At 45.0% G+C, this 20,197-nt stretch carries 17 protein-coding genes; 8 read left to right on the plus strand and 9 right to left on the minus strand.

Going from position 1 to position 20,197, the window contains the following annotated elements; translation table 11 throughout:
* Window positions 1-149: 149 nt before the first annotated feature.
* On the minus strand, window positions 150-1,055 hold the full coding sequence (locus RDP42_RS05220; RefSeq protein ID WP_303912778.1) for a lysophospholipid acyltransferase family protein: 906 nt from the start codon (window positions 1,053-1,055) through the stop codon (window positions 150-152).
* Between the two features lie 126 nt (window positions 1,056-1,181).
* Here RDP42_RS05220 and RDP42_RS05225 point away from each other — a divergent pair, with 126 nt between their 5' ends.
* Window positions 1,182-3,017 carry an ABC transporter ATP-binding protein gene (locus RDP42_RS05225; RefSeq protein ID WP_303912814.1) on the plus strand — a complete coding sequence of 612 codons (1,836 nt, stop codon included), beginning with the start codon at window positions 1,182-1,184 and terminating at the stop codon, window positions 3,015-3,017.
* Between the two features lie 17 nt (window positions 3,018-3,034).
* Here RDP42_RS05225 and RDP42_RS05230 read toward each other — a convergent pair whose 3' ends face one another.
* Complete coding sequence (locus RDP42_RS05230; protein WP_308762829.1) at window positions 3,035-4,066, minus strand: glycosyltransferase family 9 protein; 1,032 nt, start codon at window positions 4,064-4,066, stop codon at window positions 3,035-3,037.
* Between the two features lie 17 nt (window positions 4,067-4,083).
* Entirely contained in the window at window positions 4,084-4,689 is a 606-nt protein-coding gene (locus RDP42_RS05235; RefSeq protein WP_303912773.1) for a DUF4254 domain-containing protein, read from the minus strand.
* 144 nt (window positions 4,690-4,833) lie between these two features.
* Between RDP42_RS05235 and pdxB the strand changes: the two genes are divergently transcribed.
* The 4 genes from pdxB (at window position 4,834) to rnc (ending at window position 8,542) form a co-directional block, all read left to right on the plus strand.
* Window positions 4,834-5,844, plus strand: a complete 1,011-nt coding sequence (pdxB, locus tag RDP42_RS05240; RefSeq protein WP_308762830.1) for a 4-phosphoerythronate dehydrogenase PdxB — start codon at window positions 4,834-4,836, stop codon at window positions 5,842-5,844.
* Between the two features lie 157 nt (window positions 5,845-6,001).
* Window positions 6,002-6,238 carry an acyl carrier protein gene (locus RDP42_RS05245; protein ID WP_022353800.1) on the plus strand — a complete coding sequence of 79 codons (237 nt, stop codon included), beginning with the start codon at window positions 6,002-6,004 and terminating at the stop codon, window positions 6,236-6,238.
* Between the two features lie 15 nt (window positions 6,239-6,253).
* Window positions 6,254-7,519 (plus strand): beta-ketoacyl-ACP synthase II, encoded by a 1,266-nt coding sequence (fabF, locus tag RDP42_RS05250; RefSeq protein ID WP_308762831.1) that lies wholly within the window; start codon window positions 6,254-6,256, stop codon window positions 7,517-7,519.
* Window positions 7,520-7,522: 3 nt separating this feature from the next.
* A complete protein-coding gene (gene rnc, locus RDP42_RS05255; RefSeq protein WP_308762832.1) occupies window positions 7,523-8,542 on the plus strand; it encodes a ribonuclease III in 1,020 nt (339 codons plus the stop codon).
* Window positions 8,543-8,678: 136 nt separating this feature from the next.
* On the opposite strand, the gene RDP42_RS05260 is transcribed toward rnc, so the two are convergent.
* Genes RDP42_RS05260 through RDP42_RS05270 form a run of 3 tightly spaced genes read right to left on the minus strand, consistent with a single transcriptional unit; the run spans window position 8,679 to window position 12,939 of the window.
* Complete coding sequence (locus tag RDP42_RS05260) at window positions 8,679-9,494, minus strand: DUF3108 domain-containing protein (RefSeq protein ID WP_303912762.1); 816 nt, start codon at window positions 9,492-9,494, stop codon at window positions 8,679-8,681.
* Window positions 9,491-11,416: an Ig-like domain-containing protein gene (locus RDP42_RS05265; RefSeq protein WP_308762833.1), complete on the minus strand. Its 1,926-nt coding sequence runs from the start codon at window positions 11,414-11,416 to the stop codon at window positions 9,491-9,493. Before RDP42_RS05265 ends, RDP42_RS05260 begins: the two co-directional genes overlap by 4 nt.
* 17 nt (window positions 11,417-11,433) lie before the next feature.
* On the minus strand, window positions 11,434-12,939 hold the full coding sequence (locus tag RDP42_RS05270) for a GH3 auxin-responsive promoter family protein (RefSeq protein WP_308762834.1): 1,506 nt from the start codon (window positions 12,937-12,939) through the stop codon (window positions 11,434-11,436).
* Between the two features lie 152 nt (window positions 12,940-13,091).
* Between RDP42_RS05270 and RDP42_RS05275 the strand changes: the two genes are divergently transcribed.
* Window positions 13,092-14,102, plus strand: coding sequence for an ATP-dependent 6-phosphofructokinase (locus RDP42_RS05275; RefSeq protein ID WP_308762835.1), 1,011 nt, complete (start codon window positions 13,092-13,094; stop codon window positions 14,100-14,102).
* A 55-nt stretch (window positions 14,103-14,157) separates the two neighbouring features.
* Here the strand turns inward: RDP42_RS05275 and RDP42_RS05280 are convergent, their stop codons facing one another.
* Genes RDP42_RS05280 through ruvB form a run of 3 tightly spaced genes read right to left on the minus strand, consistent with a single transcriptional unit; the run spans window position 14,158 to window position 18,086 of the window.
* The gene (locus RDP42_RS05280; protein WP_308762836.1) at window positions 14,158-15,516 is read right to left on the minus strand and encodes a TIGR00341 family protein; all 1,359 of its coding nucleotides are present in this window, start codon (window positions 15,514-15,516) and stop codon (window positions 14,158-14,160) included.
* A 44-nt stretch (window positions 15,517-15,560) separates the two neighbouring features.
* Window positions 15,561-17,051 (minus strand): oligosaccharide flippase family protein, encoded by a 1,491-nt coding sequence (locus RDP42_RS05285; protein ID WP_308762837.1) that lies wholly within the window; start codon window positions 17,049-17,051, stop codon window positions 15,561-15,563.
* A 9-nt stretch (window positions 17,052-17,060) separates the two neighbouring features.
* Complete coding sequence (ruvB, locus tag RDP42_RS05290) at window positions 17,061-18,086, minus strand: Holliday junction branch migration DNA helicase RuvB (protein ID WP_204475594.1); 1,026 nt, start codon at window positions 18,084-18,086, stop codon at window positions 17,061-17,063.
* A gap of 116 nt (window positions 18,087-18,202) precedes the next feature.
* On the opposite strand from ruvB, the gene RDP42_RS05295 reads away from it, so the two are divergent.
* Together RDP42_RS05295 and mnmA are read left to right on the plus strand one after the other, a co-directional pair.
* Window positions 18,203-19,009 (plus strand): 4Fe-4S binding protein, encoded by an 807-nt coding sequence (locus RDP42_RS05295; RefSeq protein ID WP_308762838.1) that lies wholly within the window; start codon window positions 18,203-18,205, stop codon window positions 19,007-19,009.
* Between the two features lie 18 nt (window positions 19,010-19,027).
* Complete coding sequence (gene mnmA / locus RDP42_RS05300) at window positions 19,028-20,158, plus strand: tRNA 2-thiouridine(34) synthase MnmA (RefSeq protein WP_308762839.1); 1,131 nt, start codon at window positions 19,028-19,030, stop codon at window positions 20,156-20,158.
* Window positions 20,159-20,197 lie beyond the last annotated feature (39 nt).

Here is a 20,197-nt window from a genome sequence, read left to right on the forward strand (position 1 = left end):
AACACTTTGTGTATGAATTAGTTGGCTAATTTTATACTATTTACTGAATGTCCCTCAGAAGAAGAACGATATTATATCGAGCATTGCAGTAAGATTACTGAATGGACGGCCAGAGCGTTACAAAAGAAGAACGGATAACATTGTGCATCTTATTTGGGACCAAAAAGTTTCTCCCACTCCTCCTTTGTACGTTTCCAGCGGTTGTGACTCCAAAGCCAATAGGCCGGCTCTCGTTGAATCATTTGTTCCAACATACGTGCATACATATCGGTCAACTCATAATCCGGATATTCTTTTGGGTGGAGCGTCATCAACCGAAAGGTAGCACGATAATATCCTCTTTTTACCCGCTCCACATCCACATAATAAAGCGCAGCATCAACCTGCTTTGCAATACGTTCACAACCTATAAAAAAAGAAGTGTCATGATTCAAGAAGCGAGTCCAGTGATTCATATTTTCCCACTTGGGGAGCTGGTCAGAAATAAAACCAATCATCACTCTCTTATCCTGTTTTCTTAACGTCAAGATTCGACGAAGTGTATCTTTCATTAAAATGGATTCTCCTCCAAACTGCCCGCGCAAACGTAGAAAAAGCTCATCGAAGGCCTGATTGTAAATGCGATGATAAATCTGTCCCCCATGCATGCCTGGAATCCAGGCGGTCAAAGAAGCAATATATTCCCAGTTACAATAATGCCCTAAATAAAGAAAACAGAATTTCTTATCATTCTTTTCTAACTCAGCCCGTACTTCATCCAGATTGGTAAATACCATGCGACGTTTCATCTCTTTTTGAGAGATGGAGAACATCTTTATCACTTCCACCACATAGTCACAGAAAAAATGATAGAACTTTCTTTCAATAGCTTTAATCTCCTTTAAGTCCTTATCCGGAAATGACTCTACCAGATTCTTACGGACAATTTTTCCTCTGTAACGAAAACCATAATATAAAGGTATAAACAGAAGATCCGAGAAAAAGTAAAGTACGCGCAAGGGTAAAAGTGATAACAAGTACCACAGAGCAAAAACCAGATAATATGCAAATTTCATTCCACCTCTTTTTTTACAAAACACTGCAAAACTACAAAATTCCTGCTTTTTCAGAAGGTTTATTCAATTAAACTTGCAGATTTACATTATCTTTGCCCATTATTTTTCAAACCCTCAACCAACATGATGAAAGAATTCTTTCAATTGATGCGGCGCTTTGTTTCACCGTACAAAAAGTTCTTAGGGTGGTCAATACTGCTGAATGTATTGTCCGCAGTTTTCAATATATTCTCTTTCTCGCTACTGATTCCAATATTAAATATCCTGTTCAAAACCGGAGAAAACAGAAGTGTGTATCAATTGATGGAATGGGGCAGCGCTGATTTCAAAGATGTCGCCACCAACAATTTCTATTATTATACGACCCAGCTGATTGACAGCTTTGGGCCTGCTACCACCTTACTTTTCCTCGGATTATTTCTTGCCGGAATGACCTTACTGAAAACGGCTTGTTATTTTGGCTCTTCTGCCATTATGATTCCACTCCGGACCGGTGTGGTAAGAGACATCCGTATTTTAGTCTATAAAAAAGTGGTATCCCTTCCTCTCGGATTCTTCTCGGAAGAACGGAAAGGAGACATCATAGCCCGTATGAGTGGAGATGTGAACGAAGTGGAAACCTCCATTACCAGTTCATTGGACATGTTGCTGAAAAACCCGATTCTGATCATCTCTTATTTCGCCACTCTCATTGTTACCAGTTGGCAATTGACGTTGTTTACCATTTTGGTCCTGCCTACCATGGGATGGGTAATGGGAAAAGTGGGACGAGCCTTAAAACGTCAATCACTGGATGCACAGAACCGATGGAGCGATACCATGTCACAGTTGGAAGAAACGTTAGGAGGATTGCGTATCATCAAAGCCTTCATTGCAGAAAAGAAAATGACATCACGGTTTGAGAAGTGCTGCAACGATTATCGTGATGCCGTGAATAAAGTCGCTATCCGCCAATCATCAGCGCATCCGATGAGTGAATTTTTAGGAACAATACTTATTGTGGCAGTACTTTGGTTCGGTGGTTCTCTGATTCTGTCCAATCATTCTTCCATCAATGCATCAACCTTCATTTTCTATATGGTCATCCTGTACAGTGTGATTAATCCTTTGAAAGAATTTTCAAAGGCCAGCTACAACATACCTCGAGGACTGGCTTCTATGGAACGCATCGACAAAATATTAAAAGCCCCAAATACCATCCAGGACCCAATCCATCCACAACCACTGAGAGAAGTCAAGGACAAAATTGAGTTCAAGGATATTTCATTCAGTTACGACGGAAAGAAAGAAGTTTTAAAGCATATTAACCTGACCCTTGAAAAAGGTAAGACCGTGGCTTTGGTCGGACAATCTGGTTCCGGAAAATCCACACTCGTAGATTTATTACCGCGCTACCATGATGTCCAACAAGGAGCAATCACCATTGACGGCACCAATATCAAAGATGTGGCTATTCATGATTTACGCAGCTTGATTGGAAACGTGAACCAGGAAGCTATTCTTTTCAACGATACGTTCTTTAACAACATCGCTTTTGGAGTAGAAGGGGCTACCATGGAACAAGTTATTGAAGCGGCCAAAATTGCCAATGCACACGATTTCATCATGGAAAAACCAGAAGGATACAACACAAACATCGGTGACCGGGGAAGCAAGCTTTCCGGTGGACAACGTCAACGTATCAGCATCGCACGAGCTATCTTGAAGAACCCACCGATTCTGATTCTTGACGAAGCAACTTCTGCCCTTGATACAGAATCAGAACGTCTGGTACAAGAAGCGTTGGAAAGACTGATGAAGACACGTACGACCATCGCAATTGCACACCGCCTCTCTACCATCAAAAACGCAGATGAAATATGTGTATTGTATGAGGGAGAAATTGTGGAACGAGGAACCCACGATGAACTTATTCAAAAGAATGGATATTATAAACGACTTCATGACATGCAGTCATTATAAAACACTAGTGGAGGGCCTTATAAAAGGCTCTCCACTTTCTGTATGATCTGACGAGGAGTAATCTGATTCAAGCATGCATAGTCACCTCTCAGGCAAGGTTTATTTCCAAAAATAGAACAAGGCCTACAAGGTAAACTTACTTGTATGACATTGGTTTCGCTTTGTCCCCATCCCATAAAACCGGCATAAGGATGGGTAGCTCCCCAAATAGACACCACGGGAACACCTGTCAAGGAAGCCAAATGCATATTGCCGGAGTCCATGGCAATCATGACATCCAAATGACTCATCAAAGCCAATTCCTGCGACATCTTAAATTTCCCAGCCACAGAAATCACATGAGGATAAGTCTGTTCCCATTTACTCAACAAAGCCACTTCTTCCTTTCCACCTCCAAAAAGAAATAAAGTGACATTTTCTTTCTTTGAGAATTCCTGTACAACCTGCTCCTGAAGAGCTATCGGATAAATCTTTCCTTTATGGGCCGCAAACGGAGCCAGCCCAATCCATCGGTCATTCTCACCTTTATATCCCACTTCTTGACGAAGGGAGTCAATGTTTCCTTTTCGCACTCCATAAAGAGAGTGGAAAGAAATTGGGAATGAAAAACCTAACTTTTGAAAAACACGTATGTAACGAGTGAAGGATGTAGTCTGAGGCACTAATATCTTATGTTTCTGAGAAACCAGTTTCCTTCTTTTGCTTCTCTCCTTGTCTATACAAGCTACTTTTACTCCACTTACCAGGAAACACAAAGAAAGGAATCTGCTGCGCAGCACTCCATGCAGATCGGCTACAAAATCAAAATGCTCACGGCGGAGAAGAAGAAACAAACGAAATAATCCTTTGACTCCTGCATATTCTTTCTTCACATCGACTCCTCTAAACAAAAGATTAGAAGGAGCATTTACAAATAATGCAGCCATATTCGGACGACTCAAAACCACAATCTGATGTTGAGGAAAAGCTTGTGCAAAAGAATACAGCACCGGGACTGTCATTGCTACATCCCCCAGTGCTGAAAAACGGATGACCAGAATCCTTGCCATAATTTCAAGGAAATGGATTATTTCTTACCATATAATACCGGATTCAAAGCCGGGTCGTTGTACATCTTCATCTGTTTGTACACCTTCATGTATTTACGCCCCGCCTCAATGTCAGCAAGCAACTGGTCAATCGCCAACGATAAGTCTTTCTGCTGTTCCAGCAATACTGCCAGTTTGGCTTCGCACTGTTTGTGATGCACTTCATCCGTATCTGTACGTTCGACCTCTTTACGCATATGGTAAATTTTTAATGCTAAAATAGATAAACGGTCGATAGCCCATGCCGGACTTTCCGTATTGATGGTCGCATCTGCCAACGGAGTCACATTCTTATACTTATCCAGAAAATAGCTGTCAATCAACTCTACTAAGTCCGTACGGTCCTGATTCGACTTGTCGATTCTACGTTTTAGCACCAATGCTTCCGACGGATCAATATGCGGATCACGAATAATATCTTCAAAATGCCATTGTACAGTATCAATCCAGTTCTTCAGATATAAATAATATTCTATGCTCTTCACGGGATAGGGATTATGAATCGGAGCATCCACATTGTCCGTCTTATGATAATCATTGATAGCCTGCTCAAAAATAGGACGGCATAATTCTGTAAAAGTCATAGCCACAAATTTTAAACGATAAATAATAATGAAAAACAAAAATAATGATTGTTTCCTTAATAACCAACTGATAACCGCCCAAAATTATAGAATCATAAATCAAGGAAAATACTATCTTTGCAACCCTACAAAATCAACACAAAAATGAAAGTAATTGTAGACAACAAGATACCTTATATAAAAGGTCTCATCGAATCACTGGCAGACGAAGTCATTTATCTTCCCGGAAAAGACTTCACTCCGGAAGTGGTGAAAGAGGCGGATGCCCTGATTATCCGCACTCGCACGCATTGCAACCGACAACTTCTGGAAGGTAGCAAAGTACAATTTATCGGAACAGCTACCATCGGCTTTGACCACATTGATACAGCCTATTGTCAGGAAGCCGGCATCACGTGGAGCAACTGCCCCGGATGCAATGCCGGAGCTGTAGAACAATATGTACATGCAGCCCTATTGTTGCTGCAACAGGAAAAAGGGATATCACTCAAAGAATCTTGCCTAGGAATTATCGGCGTAGGACACGTGGGCGAACGTATCCGTCGAATGGCGGAACGTATCGGCATGAAAGTATTGTTGAACGACCCTCCACGGGCCGATGCAGGCGAACAAGGATTCACTTCACTGGACACACTGGCTGAGCAATGCGACATCTTAACCTTCCACACCCCATTGATTCGGGAAGGGAAATACCAGACCTTTCATCTGGCCGACCGGACTTTTTTCCAAAAGCTGCAACGGAAACCTTTTCTCCTCAACACCTCCCGTGGAGAAGTGGTAGAAACAGAAGCCCTATTGGAAGCCCTCGACACGAACACTATAGCAGGAGCCGTGATTGACGTATGGGAAAATGAGCCTCACATCAGCCGGGAACTGCTCGACAAAGTCTTTATCGGTACTCCCCACATTGCCGGTTATTCTGCCGACGGAAAAGCCAATGCCACTCGAATGGTACTGGAAGCCTTCTGCCGTTTTTTTCATAAACCGATGAACTTCCATCTCACCCTACCGGAGATTTCCCGCCCCACTCTTTCCGGAGAGGAAGATTTCCAGTTTCTCCAACAATACAATCCCCACATTGACTGTGAAAACTTACGAGCCCATCCGGAACTGTTCGAACAACTCCGTGGAGACTATCCCCTGCGAAGAGAATAAGGCACAAAAATACATGTTTTCGTGCACAGAATGTATAAAAATGTGCAAAGGGAATGCATTTATTTGTTAGAATACTTGTTTAAAAGCAGAAATATTTATTCCTTTGCAACGAAAAATCAATAAATTACATTATTTATAAACTTAAAAAATTAGAATTATGTCTGAAATCGCATCAAAAGTACAGAAAATTATCGTAGATAAATTGGGCGTAGAAGAATCAGAAGTTGTTCCAACTGCGAGCTTCACTAACGATCTGGGTGCTGACTCTTTGGATACAGTAGAATTGATCATGGAATTCGAAAAAGAATTCGGAATCTCTATTCCTGACGATCAGGCAGAAAAAATCCAGACTGTAGGCGACGCTATCTCTTACATCGAAGCTAACGCAAAATAATTTAATTCTACTTTTATGGAATTAAAAAGAGTAGTGGTAACAGGTCTTGGTGCACTCACTCCGGTAGGTAATACTGTTCCTGAATTCTGGAACAACCTTCTTAATGGAGTAAGTGGGGCAGGACCTATTACTCATTTCGACGCTTCTAAGTTCAAGACTCAGTTCGCTTGTGAAGTGAAGAACTTCAATGCTACCGATTTTATTGACCGTAAAGAAGCCCGTAAAATGGACCTTTATACTCAATATGCAGTCGTAGCAGCTAAAGAGGCGGTAACAGATGCAGGCATAGACGTCGAAACAGAAGATTTGGACAAAGTCGGAGTAATTCTCGGTGTCGGAATCGGAGGTATTCATACTTTCGAAGAAGAAGTTGCTGGTTATGAAAAGACCAAAGATACTATTGGACCGAAATTCAACCCGTTCTTTATCCCGAAAATGATTGCAGATATTGCATCCGGACAGATTTCTATCATGTATGGTTTCCATGGCCCTAACTTTACAACCACTTCTGCGTGTGCTTCTTCTTCCAACGCGATAGCCGATGCTTTCAACTATATCCGCTTGGGAAAAGCTAACATTATCGTAACTGGTGGTGCCGAAGCAGCCATTTTCCCTGCAGGAGTAGGCGGTTTTAATGCAATGCACGCATTGTCTACTCGCAATGATGACCCTGTACATGCTTCACGTCCATTCAGTGCAAGCCGCGACGGATTCGTAATGGGTGAAGGTGCCGGATGTCTGATTCTTGAAGAACTGGAACATGCAAAAGCACGTGGTGCTAAGATATACGCAGAGTTGGCCGGTACAGGTGCTTCTGGCGACGCTTATCATCTGACAGCTTCTCATCCTGAAGGTCTGGGTGCGAAACTGGTTATGAAAAACGCCTTGGAAGATGCCGGAATGAAACCGGAAGATATCGACTATATCAACGTACACGGAACTTCTACTCCGGTAGGTGATATTTCAGAAGTAAAAGCTATCAAAGACTTGTTCGGCGAACATGCTTATAAACTGAACATCAGTTCTACTAAGTCTATGACAGGCCACCTTTTGGGAGCAACAGGTGGCGTAGAAGCTATTGCATGTGTACTGTCTGTGAAAAATGACATTGTCCCTCCGACAATCAACCACGAAGAAGGCGATAACGATGAAAACATCGATTATAACCTGAACTTCACTTTCAACAAGGCACAGCAGCGTACTGTACGTGCCGCATTGAGCAACACCTTCGGATTTGGCGGACACAATGCGTGTGTAATCGTTAAAAAATACACTGAATAAACTGTGTTTAGCAATATACTAGATAAGATAAGACTCCTTTTTCGTAAGGATAAGGAGTCTTATCTTTGTTTTTATAAGATGCTGGGATTCTATCCGCGGAACATTGAAATCTATCAGCAGGCTCTCTTGCACAAATCCTCTTCCGTAAAGGCCAAAGGACGACTGCTCAACAATGAAAGACTGGAGTTCCTAGGAGATGCCATCCTGGATGCGGTTGTAGCCGATATCGTGTATAAACGGTTTGAAGGAAAGCGGGAAGGATTCCTAACCAATACGCGCTCTAAAATCGTACAAAGAGAAACACTGAACCGGATTGCAGTACAAATCGGACTGGACAAGCTGATTAAATACACCACCCGACAATCATCTCATAACAGCTATATGTGCGGCAATGCCTTTGAAGCACTCGTAGGAGCCATCTACCTGGACAGGGGATATGCCACCTGCAAGTTCTTCATGGAAGAACGCATTATCAAGCCTTATCTTAACTTGGACAAGCTGTCACGTAAGGAAGTCAACTTCAAATCGAAATTGATTGAATGGGGGCAGAAAAACCGGTTTCTCATCGAGTTCAGTCTTTTGGAACAAACAGTTGATGAAGACCTGAACCCGGTATTCGAGACACAGGTCATGGTAGAACAGGTTCCCGCAGGACAAGGAAAGGGATATTCCAAAAAGGAATCACAACAGGAAGCAGCCCATGAAACCTTGAACAAAATCAAGAACGATCCGCAGTTTATTGATACAATCTTTGCCGAAAAAGCAGCTCGTGAAAAGGCCACCGAAGAAGTCCAGAGTGCTTCTCCTGAAGTAACACAGGAAACGAGTCAGAATGATAATCTGCCATCTGTAGAAGAAACGGCTGAAGAAGTGAAAGTTGCCTCCCTGGAAGTCACTGAAGCAGCAGCTGCAGAAGAAAAGTACGACGATGTGGAACGGATTATTGCAGAAGCAGAAGAAGCCGCTTTCCAGCTTGCAAAAGAACCTGAAAAAGACACACAGGAAACACCTGCCACTACATAAGCGTTACATAGCGCTACAAGTGGCAGCAAATGCCTGATTACCTAAACAGTAAATCCTCAACTACCACGAAGTAATAGTTGAGGATTTTTTGTATATCCAGTCTTAAAAGACTCTTTCTTCCCGACAAGCTCCTGCCTTATTTTTCCTTGACCACAGAAGTCAACGGATGCCGATTTCCCTTGATATCAGTCAGGAACGCCTTCGCCGAACCAAAATTCAAATACATATCCAAACGTACCGGCAAATGATTACGATCGTCCGTCACGTAAAAGGTAATGACCTCCTTTTCCTTCTTTTCTTCTCCCACATATTCCACCAGCGAGAATACCAGACAGCGGTAAGTCACCCCGTTCTCCGCCTTATAATTCTCCTTGCGACGGTAAATCAATGTCTGCTTTTCCACCTCTCTTCCGGTAGCCATAGAGAAAAGAATCTTCTGACCAGGCTTATAGTCAGTAGGATCATACGAACGTGCCTGCAAAAGGATACTCAACATGTCATACACACACACCGGCATCACATCATGATGCTTGTCGGTATTGCCCCGCAACGTACGCTGCTGGTCGACAATACACTTTCCGTTCTGATAACTGAACTTCACCTCGTCCACCGTATAGCGTTTTCCTTCTTCCGCTCCTTTTCTAAAATACAGCGGAACCAAATCTTTCGACGTAATGCAAGTCAACGTATCACGCATCTTGAAGAAGAAATCAATCTTCTTGTTAGTGTACGACTGCAAATCCGTCTTCAGACACGGGATGCCCTTGTATTTAGTCTCATTGACCGTCATCTTTGCCCATCCGGCATTGATCCAGACAAACTTCCAGTTAAACTTCAGCTCATAAGAGAGCGTCTCCCCTGGCTTGATTGCATCATTTACAGCACCACATTGTGCATTGGCTGCCATTCCTCCCACCAGAAGGAAAAGGCAAAGAATCAGTTTCTTAATCATGTTTTTCCTAGTTTACGCGCCCGCTCTTTGTTGCGATCCTTGATTTTTTTCGCCTCATCGGGCTTTTGTTTCTTTATCTCATCCAACTTCTGTTTGTCGAGTGGTACAGCATGCACATCCCACGTTTCTTCAAACTCAAAGTTAGCTTTCATTTCCCACACTTTCGGAAAGTAAAACACGTCTTCCGGTTGTCGTTTTTCTTCGTAATTACCGGTATCCCACACCCCGTTGTTATTGTCGTCGTTGAACAAACGAATATAATACTTCGTACTGGGCTGGAGGAAATAAAAGTCACACGTATTCTTATCTGTCACCGGCTGCTGGCGCACCACTCCATCACTGCTATTCAATAACTGTACGATGGCATGAGGTCCAGCACCCACAATATTCAAATACAGTGTGCCGTATTCTTCCAAGGTTTTCACCTTCAATTGTTGCTCTACTTTATCTGTATAGAGCCCGTAAATGCCTTTAATGCCCAACGAATCTATTTTAAGTTGGTATTCTTGTCCGGGCTGCCAATCTGCTAAAATCTGATACTGGCGAGGAACTATTGAGTCTTTCATCAGAATAAATGGAATGGTATTCCACATAGAATCCACCTTAACAGCCATATGAATGGCGGCCGTATCAATATGTTCTACAGGTTCATCAAACTTCAAGACAATATTTCGGTTCAAATCCAGACTGGAAGGAGCATCCACCGACATCGCAAAAAACTTAGGCTCTACCCTCAACGTATCTCCTTTTTTAGCTCGTTTTTTCCGTTCCTTTTCTTCTTTCTTCATCGCCTCTTCGGCCAAAGCCATACGCCGTTTCTTGTCAATCTTGTTCACCATACGCAACGTATCGGTTTTCGGAACCAACTGCCCCAAAGTATCCGTGGCCAAATAATCCATCTGGAAAGTCAATGTATCCCGTTCACACATCACTGTATCCTTAATCCAATAACGAATTGTATCATTTCGAGGATTACTTTCAATGACAAACGCATTCTTCTCATCAAAATCCAGTCCCTTAATTGTAGGAAGCGTATCAGCCTTTGCACTAAAATACAGCGAAAAACGATTCAGTTGTTCCCGCTCGCTTTTCACCAAATACTGCATCGAATTCTCTTCCTTAAATGAACGCAGGACCAGATTATCGGGCAGGAATCGTGTATAATGTACCTCGTAAATCGTATCGTATGCCAGCGTATCGAGTTCGTTCCACACTGTATCCTGCCGCACTGCTTGACGCATATCAGGAATTACCAGTGAATCCTGAAAAGCAATCGCTTCCGTTTTTGAGTCAAACAGATAGTTCTGGTTCCCATCCATCAAGGCATAGATACGGTATTTCCCCGGAGCCACTCCCCGGATGGTAAAATGTCCGCGGCTGTCAGTACGCGAAATACGGTCGAACGGCAACTTTACAAACGCACTGTCCTCTAAGTTCTGGTGAAGTCCCACCTGAATCCCTTTCACCGGCTCCAGATTCTCAGCATTCAGCACTGTCCCTGAGACCTCCATCGTATCGATATGCGCCCCCGTGGAAAACGCATAGGCAAAATTTCCTAAAGGATTATCTTCGTTGTTGTCGACAATAGCATCTCCAAAGTCCACGGTATAGGTAGTGTTTTCCCGAAGCGTATCAAAAAACTCCACCAATACCCTATGTCCGCTCACTTTCACTTCAGGAGCCTCCTTTTGAGGGGGAGAAATAATCACTTTCTCCGACGGATTGTCCAACTTGATGTATTCGTCGAATTCAATGGAGATTTTTTTTCGCTTGTTGTTCGTCGCATTGGGTTCCGGATTCGCACGCACAAACTTAGGTGGTGTTTCGTCATACGGCCCCCCATCGGGCATACCCGTACTCGCACAGGCATAGAACCCGATAATAACGAGCAAAAAAGCTACATATTTAGGAATAGGTCTCATCTGTAATTGTCTGTCGTCTAGTTATTCAATTTCAACATTTCTTCAATATAGTCACGGCTGTTACTCAGACGAGGTATTTTGTGCTGTCCGCCCAGCTTACCTTTCTGCTTCAACCAGTCGTGGAACAGTCCCTCACGGGCCACAATCACTTCCAACCGCTGCAAAGTGATGTCCTTATGCCGTTTGGCTTCATAGTCCGAATTGATTTCTTGCAAAGCAGTATCGAGTACTTGCGTGAACTTTTCCAGCGAATCGGGCATCACGCTGAACTCAATCAGCCACTGGTGACGGCACTTGGCGTTGGCATCCATGAACACCGGCGCCGCCGTATATTCCAACACTTGGGTCCCCGTTTCCTTGCAGGCACGTTCCAATCCTTTTTCGGCATTGTCCACCATCAACTCCTCGCCAAAGGCATTGATAAAATGCTTTGTACGACCGGAAATAATGAACTTATAAGGATCTTTCTGCGTAAACTTCACCGTATCGCCAATAATATAACGCCACAAGCCGCACGAGGTAGTAATAACCATCGCATAGTTGCGTCCGACTTCTACCCCCCACAAGGGTACGATAGTCGGATTCGGTTTATCAATATCTTCCAACGGAATAAATTCATAGAACACGTCGTAATCAATCATCAGCAGCATGGCCGGGTCATGCAAATCACTCTGCAAACCAAAGAAACCTTCACTGGCATTATACGTCTCCATATAATGCATCTTATCAGAAGGAATCAATTCCTTGTACTGCTCACGATAGGGCGTAAAGCATACTCCCCCATGGAAAAATACCTCCAGATTCGGCCACACCTCATTGAGATGCTTGGCTCCTGTTTTCTCTAAAATGCGATGTATCACAGCCAGCATCCACGAAGGTACACCCGAAAGATTCGTCACATTCTGATGAATAGTCGTTTCGGCAATGCGTTCCACCTTCTCCTCGAACTCACCCAACAAGGCAATCTCTTTTTTCGGTACCCGAATCAGATTAACCAACGGATTAATGTTCTGAATCAGAATCGCCGAAAGATCACCTACCAGACTGTCTTTCACATTGTAGTTCGGGCTGTGACTTCCACCTAAAATCAAGCCCTTCCCAGAGAAGAAGCGACTTTCCGGGTTCTCTCGCAGATAAAGCGCCACTGCATCTGTACCTCCTCGGTAATGAATTCCTTTCAGGCCTTCCGGACTGACAGGGATGAATTTACTTTTATCATTGGTAGTGCCAGAAGATTTGGCATACCAGATAACCTTCCCCGGCCACAACACATCCTTTTCCCCATGACGCATGCGGTCTACATATCCTTTTACATCTTCATATGTCTGTATCGGCACATGTTGAAAATCGGTATAGTTCCGGATTTGGCTGAAATCATATTTTGTGCCCCATTCTGTAGAAGCTGCTTTCTGTATCAGTTTTCGGAATACATGATTCTGAATTTCTTCAGCCTTTGTCCCATACAGGTCAATTTCCCTTTGTCTGGGAGCAAATATCTTTCCTATTAACTTCGTTGAATTCATTCGTTTTTAAATTTCAAATCCTTATATGTGAGATATGCAAAGGTAGATTTTTTCTGCCTAAATCAACAGGCAGGAACATTATTTTTTCCACCTCCACGACAAATATACAGTTTTTTCTTACCTTTACACACAATCTATTAATACAACAAAACATGAAGATAGGAATCTTGACTTCAGGCGGTGACTGTCCCGGCATAAACGCTACAATCCGAGGGGTTTGCAAGACAGCCATCAATCATTACGGAATGGAAGTGTACGGAATTCACAGTGGATTCCGAGGATTGCTGGACAACGATATCATCCCCATGGATGAAAGTTCACTTACAGGTCTTCTGAACATGGGGGGAACTATTCTCGGCACTTCGCGTGAAAAACCTTTCAAGAAAAAAGGTACTGCCGTCTCGGAAGACAAGCCTGCCATCCTGCTACAGACTATCCGCGACCGACAACTGGATTGTATTGTGTGTATCGGAGGAAACGGGACACAAAAAACAGCGGCCAAACTGGCTGAAGCAGGAGTTCACGTAGTTAGTATTCCTAAAACAATCGATAACGACGTATGGGGAACCGATGTTTCATTCGGTTTCGATTCGGCCGTTTCTATCGCTACTGATGCCATCGACCGCCTGCATTCCACGGCCAGCGCCCACCAGCGAGTGATGGTCATTGAAGTGATGGGACACAAAGCCGGATGGATTGCCCTGTATTCAGGTATGGCTGGAGGAGGTGATATTATTCTGCTCCCGGAAATTCCGTTCGACATCCACCGCATCGGCGATGCCATCATCGGACGTCTCAAAAAAGGGAAACCTTACTCTATCGTCGTAGTGGCAGAAGGTATTCCTACCTTGGGAGGGAAAAAAGCCGCACAATACATTGCCGAAGAGATTGAATACGAAACCGGCTTTGAAACACGTGAAACAGTCTTAGGCTACATCCAACGAGGAGGAAGTCCTACAGCTTACGACCGCAACCTCGCCACTCGCATGGGAGGACATGCCACCGAACTAATCGCACAAGGCTTATTCGGACGAATGGTCGCCCTGAAAGGAGACACCATCGATTCTGTGCCACTCAGTGAAGTTGCCGGAAAACTGAAATTAGTAACAGAAGACCACGATTTGGTCGTACAAGGCCGCCGTATGGGAATCTGTTTCGGATAAATAAAAAAGTGTACTAAATAGGTTGAAATCAGCCCATTTAATACACTTCATTCTATTACTCCACAATCAATTTTAGATGAGTGTCCCCCGTCTTTGCCTTTAACCATTTCACAATCTTCTCCTTGCTTTTCGAATCAGGCACCTTATTACAATCAATAATCGCAAAAGTCAAAGTATCCACTCTCGAACTATCCACCGACAAACGCAAGCTTTTGGATACAGACAAGGATTTAATTTCCGGAAAAAGGACCTTGATTTCCTGCCCCAACTGTTTCCCCAGCCAATCTGATCCGGAGAAATCAGCCAGTTGTTTGTGCAGGGTATCAATTTCAGCCTCCTGCTCCTTTAAACGCTTCTCACTGTTCCGGTAGAAGTCTTCCATCACCATCGACTTGATGTTGCCGATGTCTACCGCATTCCCATCTCCCATCCCCTGGAATACAACCAGCTTGGTTTTCGCCAGATTGTAATCTGGCAAACGGTGCTGCGCAGCGGCAATCTGTTCTTTCGACACTTCTTTCCCCACCAATACTACTTTTATTTCCCGTTTGTCGTAGGAAATCTCACGGCTCAGGATTTGAGAATCGGGGAACTGCAACTCCTCGGTAATAAAATGACTGGCAGAGGTCTGATAAAAAGTTTCCCGCACAATGTTATAGGTAAGGTATACGGCCGGACACATGGTGCCAATGGTTATCCAGATAATATAACGTCGCACCAGCTTCTCACGGGCCTTGTCCACAAACTGCTTGCGCTGGAAGTGCATCACCCGCACCCCAATGTAAGTGGCCAGACTGATAAATACAGAATTGATGAAATACAGATAAAAGGCACCTAAGAAATACAACAGATTACCCGTAGCCAATCCGAAACCGGCCGTACACAAAGGCGGCATCAAGGCCGTGGCAATGGCTACACCCGGAATTACATTTCCTTTCTCTTTGGTTGCCAGTGCCACAATACCGGCCAAACCACCGACCAAGGCGATAAACACATCGTAGATGGTGGGTGACGTACGAGCCAGCAACTCCGACTGCACTTCATCCAGCGGGGTAAAGGCAAAATAAATCGTAGCAGTCGTCACGCTGAACAACGTGGCTACCAAATAACTTTTCAAGGAACGTTTCATCAGCTCGAAATCGTTCAAACCGATGGAGAGACCCACTCCCATAATCGGCCCCATCAACGGAGAAATCAACATGGCACCGATAATCACCGCCGTAGAATTGACGTTCAATCCCAACGAGGCAATGAAAGTCGCAAATATCAAGACCCACAAATTGGTTCCTTTAAATTCCACCCCGTTGCGGATGGTTTCCACCGTCAGTTGCTCGTCTTCCTTACTTCGGTTCAAATCCAGATATTCATTGAAAAATTTACGAAGCAGAAATTTTCGTTTGTTTCCCAGTTCCATAAAAGCCCGATTAAATTACATGGTAAATAGCTTCCTCTTACCGGTTACCGGAAAAAGCGACCGACAACAGGTAAAGTCCTTAAAGGTAAGTCTTTTTTGATAATAAATGCGACAAACAGCAAAATTAATATCGTACGGAAGCCTAAACGCAACCAGAGATTGGCAATCGGCGTTTCCTGCGACAGTACATAGAGCACTACGGCCACAATCAGATAGAGCGTCATGTCTTTCAACGGATAAGCTACCGGATACTTCTTCTGTCCGATGAAATAAGACAGCAAGGTGATTACTCCGTAGCCTGCTACCGAAGCCCATGCGGAAGCCACATATCCGTAAGTCGGCACCAGCCAAATGTTCAATCCCAGAATCACGGCACAACCAATCAAGGAGAAGTAAGCGCCCCAGTAGGTTTCATCGGTCAGCTTATACCAGAAAGAAAGGTTGAAATAAATTCCCTTGAAAATCTCGGCCAGCATCACGATAGCCACCACGCTCAATCCTTCCCAGTAGTCGGAAGCCACCATATATTTCAAAATATCCATATAACCCATCACGGCCAGGAAGGCCAGCAATGAGAATATAAAGAAAAACTTCATGGCCGAAGAGTAGACCTTCTTACTGTCTGCATCCTTGTTCTTGCCAAAGACAAACGGCTCATAGGCATAGCGGAATGCCTGTGTGAACATCGCCATGACCAGTGCCACCTTACTCGTAGCACTGTAGATACCCAACTGCACCAGTCCTTCGTAACGGTCATCAAACAGATAAGGATAAATCATCTTGTCGACCGTCTGGTTCAGGATACCGACTAACCCGAATATCAGAATCGGGAAAGAATAATTGACCATACGCTTCATCAGCACCTTGTCCATGTGATAAGACACCCCACGCAGTTCCGGAATGAAGAAAAACATCTGCAAGGCCGACATAATCAGGTTGGACACGAAGATGTAGCCTACCAGATATTCCGGATTATAGAACCAGTTCACCGTCTCAGGAGCATGGACATTCAACCACGGACAGACAAGCAGGAAGAATAGATTCAGCAGAATGTTTCCTACAATGTTCAACAATTTGATGGAAGCAAACTTGATGGGGCGCTTCTTGTAACGCAGATATGCAAAAGGGATGCACTGGAAAGAATCGAGGGCCACCACACACACCATCATGGCAATGTAATCGGGGTGGTCCGGGTATTCCAGCAAGGTAGAAAGCGGATGCAGGAACACCATGCACAGCACCACAAACAACAACGAAAGTCCTCCCACGAACAGCAGGGAGTTGGCATACACCTTCCCGGCATCCTCGTCCGACTTGTTGGCGAAACGGAAGAATCCCGTTTCCATACCGAAAGTCAGCAATACTAAAATCAGTGCCGTATAAGCATATACATTCGATACCACTCCGTACCCTCCGGAAGCAGCGGGCAACACGGCCGTATAGAGAGGTACCAACAAATAATTCAAAAAACGTCCTACGATACTGCTCAGTCCATAAATGGCAGTATCCTTTGCCAAAGATTTTATTCCGGCCATATTCTTCAATTAATCAAACAGTGTCTTCTCACTGCTGTATTTACTTTTTCCTAAATGTTTATACGCCAGTTCGGTCACTTCACGGCCTCGGGGAGTACGCTTCAGGAACCCTTCCTTGATCAGGAAAGGCTCGTACACTTCTTCCAACGTACCGGGGTCTTCTCCCAAGGCAGTGGCAATGGTAGTCAGTCCCACCGGACCTCCCTTGAACTTGTCGATGAGTGTACAGAGAATCTTGTTGTCAATCTCATCCAACCCATACCGGTCTATGTTCAAGGCCTCAAGGGCGAAACGGGCAATCTCCAAGTCAATCCGCCCCGAACCTTTTACTTGTGCGAAATCACGCACACGTCTGAGCAAAGCATTAGCGATACGAGGGGTTCCCCGACTGCGTGACGCGATTTCTCCCGCTGCATCCACATCGCACGGCACATCCAGAATACGGGCCGAACGAAGGACGATGCGCGTCAAAATGGAATCATCGTAATATTCCAGATGGAGGTTGATGCCGAAACGGGCACGCAACGGAGCGGTCAGCAACCCACTGCGAGTGGTAGCTCCCACCAGCGTAAACGGGTTCAAATCTATCTGGATGCTGCGAGCCGAAGGTCCTTTGTCAATCATAATATCAATGCGATAATCCTCCATGGCCGAGTACAGGTACTCCTCTACCACCGGACTCAACCGATGAATTTCGTCGATGAACAACACGTCGTTCGGCTCCAGGCTCGTCAATACCCCAGCCAAATCACCCGGTTTGTCAAGCACCGGACCAGAAGTCACCTTAAACCCTACTCCCAGTTCGTTGGCAATGATGTTGCTCAATGTGGTTTTTCCCAGTCCGGGAGGGCCGTGAAGCAACACGTGGTCGAGTGCTTCTGCCCGAAGCCGTGCCGCTTTTACAAAGATGCGCAGATTGTCCACCACCTTGTCCTGTCCGCTGAAGTCTTCAAACTGGAGCGGACGAAGCGCATTTTCAAAGTCACGCTCTTTTCCGGTAGGTTTATAATCGCGTATATCAAATTGTTCTTCCATAAATTCGTCTAAAAGTCTGGTCACAAAAGTACGAATAAAAGAAGAATCCCCGATGAAGAATCCCGAATTTCGTTTATATATTGTATTTTTGTCTACTACAAAAACTGATTGAACTTATGACATCAACCACTACCCCACTGAATGGGAACCGATTGATTTTCTTCTCTCCCACCCACACCTCGGCCCAAATCGCACGGGCCATCGGAGAAGGTATCGGCATGGAAAGAAGAATGGAAACCGACCTGACCTTGGATGAATCTTCCTCTCCAATTGAAGTGGAAGGAGAATTGTGCGTCATTGCCACCCCGGTATATGGCGGACGAGTACCAGCCCTCGCCCTGCAACGTTTACAGCGTCTCAAAGGAAACGGAGCTCCCGTGATTCTCGTCGTCGTATATGGCAACCGGGATTACGAAGATGCTTTACTGGAACTTCGAAATATAGCCATCCAGCTTGGCTTTGTGCCCCTGACAGCCGGAGCCTTCATTGGAGAGCACAGTTACAGCACACCCGAACTACCGATTGCCGCCGGACGACCGGATGCCGATGATTTGCAGCAGGCCCGCGAGTTCGGAAAGGACAGCCTGGAGAAATGGAACCAACTGCATACAGCCGGTACCCCAATTCCCGAACTGACCGTCAAAGGGAACTTTCCTTATAAATCGTGGACGCCGGGTGCCCCTGCATGTCCTACCTGTACGGAAGATTGCTTTGCCTGTGGCGAGTGTATCGAAGTCTGCCCTACCCACGCCATTCATTTCAATGCGGACCAGACCGCCATTGAAACGGACATCCATCAATGCATCAAATGTTGTGCCTGCGTAAAAGTTTGTCCAAACAAGGCCCGTGAGTTCAAGTCTCCGTTTGCGGCCATTCTTCATGAGAAGTGCAGTGCCCGCCGTCAACCGGAATTATTTTTTTAATCTCAACCTACTGTTTACATGAAAGAAAGAGAAAAAAGAGTCCTGGTCGGCATGAGTGGAGGGATTGACAGTTCGGCTGCCTGTATCATGCTACAGGAACAAGGATATGAAGTCGTGGGAGTGACCATGCGTACTTGGGACGTGGCTTCACATTTCACTCCCGGAAACGACCAGCCCAATGAAGTGATTGAGGCGCAACAGCTGGCTGCCCGTCTGGGCATCGAACACCATGTGGCCGATGTACGAACTGAGTTCCGCCAGGTCATCGTGCAGTATTTCATCGATGAATACATGCGGGGCCGCACCCCCAACCCTTGTGTGATGTGCAATCCCCTGTTCAAGGAACGGATTCTCTGCGAATGGGCCGACCGGTGCAACTGTGCCTGGATTGCCACGGGGCACTACTGCCAGTTGAAAGATATGAACGGCTACCGCTACATCCTGACGGGTGACGACCCCTTGAAAGACCAGTCGTACTTCTTGTGGAAACTGCCTCAGGAAATCCTGAAACGGATGATGTTTCCTCTTGGCGGCATGACAAAGGCCAGCGTACGCGATTACCTCGCCTCCAAAGGTTTCGAAGCCAAGGCCCGCGGAGGAGAAAGCATGGAAATCTGCTTCATCGAAAAAGACTATCGGGAATTTCTGAAAGAACATTGTCCTGATATTGACGAAAAAATCGGCCCGGGATGGTTTGTCGACAGCAAAGGACTGAAACTGGGACAGCACAAAGGTTTCGCCTACTACACCATCGGACAGCGGAAGGGGCTGGAAATCGCCTTGGGGAAACCGGCCTACGTATTGAAAATCAATCCGGCCAAAAACACAGTCATGCTGGGAGATGCCGACCAACTCAAGACCCAGTATATGCTGGTAGAAGATTACAATGTAGCCAGTCTGAATGAGCTGCTCAATTGTAAAAACCTTGCCGTGCGCATCCGCTACCGCAGCCGGTCGATTCCTTGCCAGGTGATTCTGCTGGAAAACGGACAACTGCTGGTCCGCTTCCAACAAGAGGCCTCCGCCATCACTCCCGGCCAATCGGCTGTATTTTACGAAGGCAACCGGGTGTTAGGGGGTGGATTCATCGCCTTCCAGCAAGCCATCAAGAAAATCGGTGCAGAAAACGAAACGAAGTTCCCGAAATAAATCACTCCTATACTTATAATTAAAAAAGATGCCCGGACT

Origin of the sequence: uncultured Bacteroides sp., assembly GCF_902472605.1 — a bacterium.
Taxonomy (GTDB): domain Bacteria; phylum Bacteroidota; class Bacteroidia; order Bacteroidales; family Bacteroidaceae; genus Phocaeicola.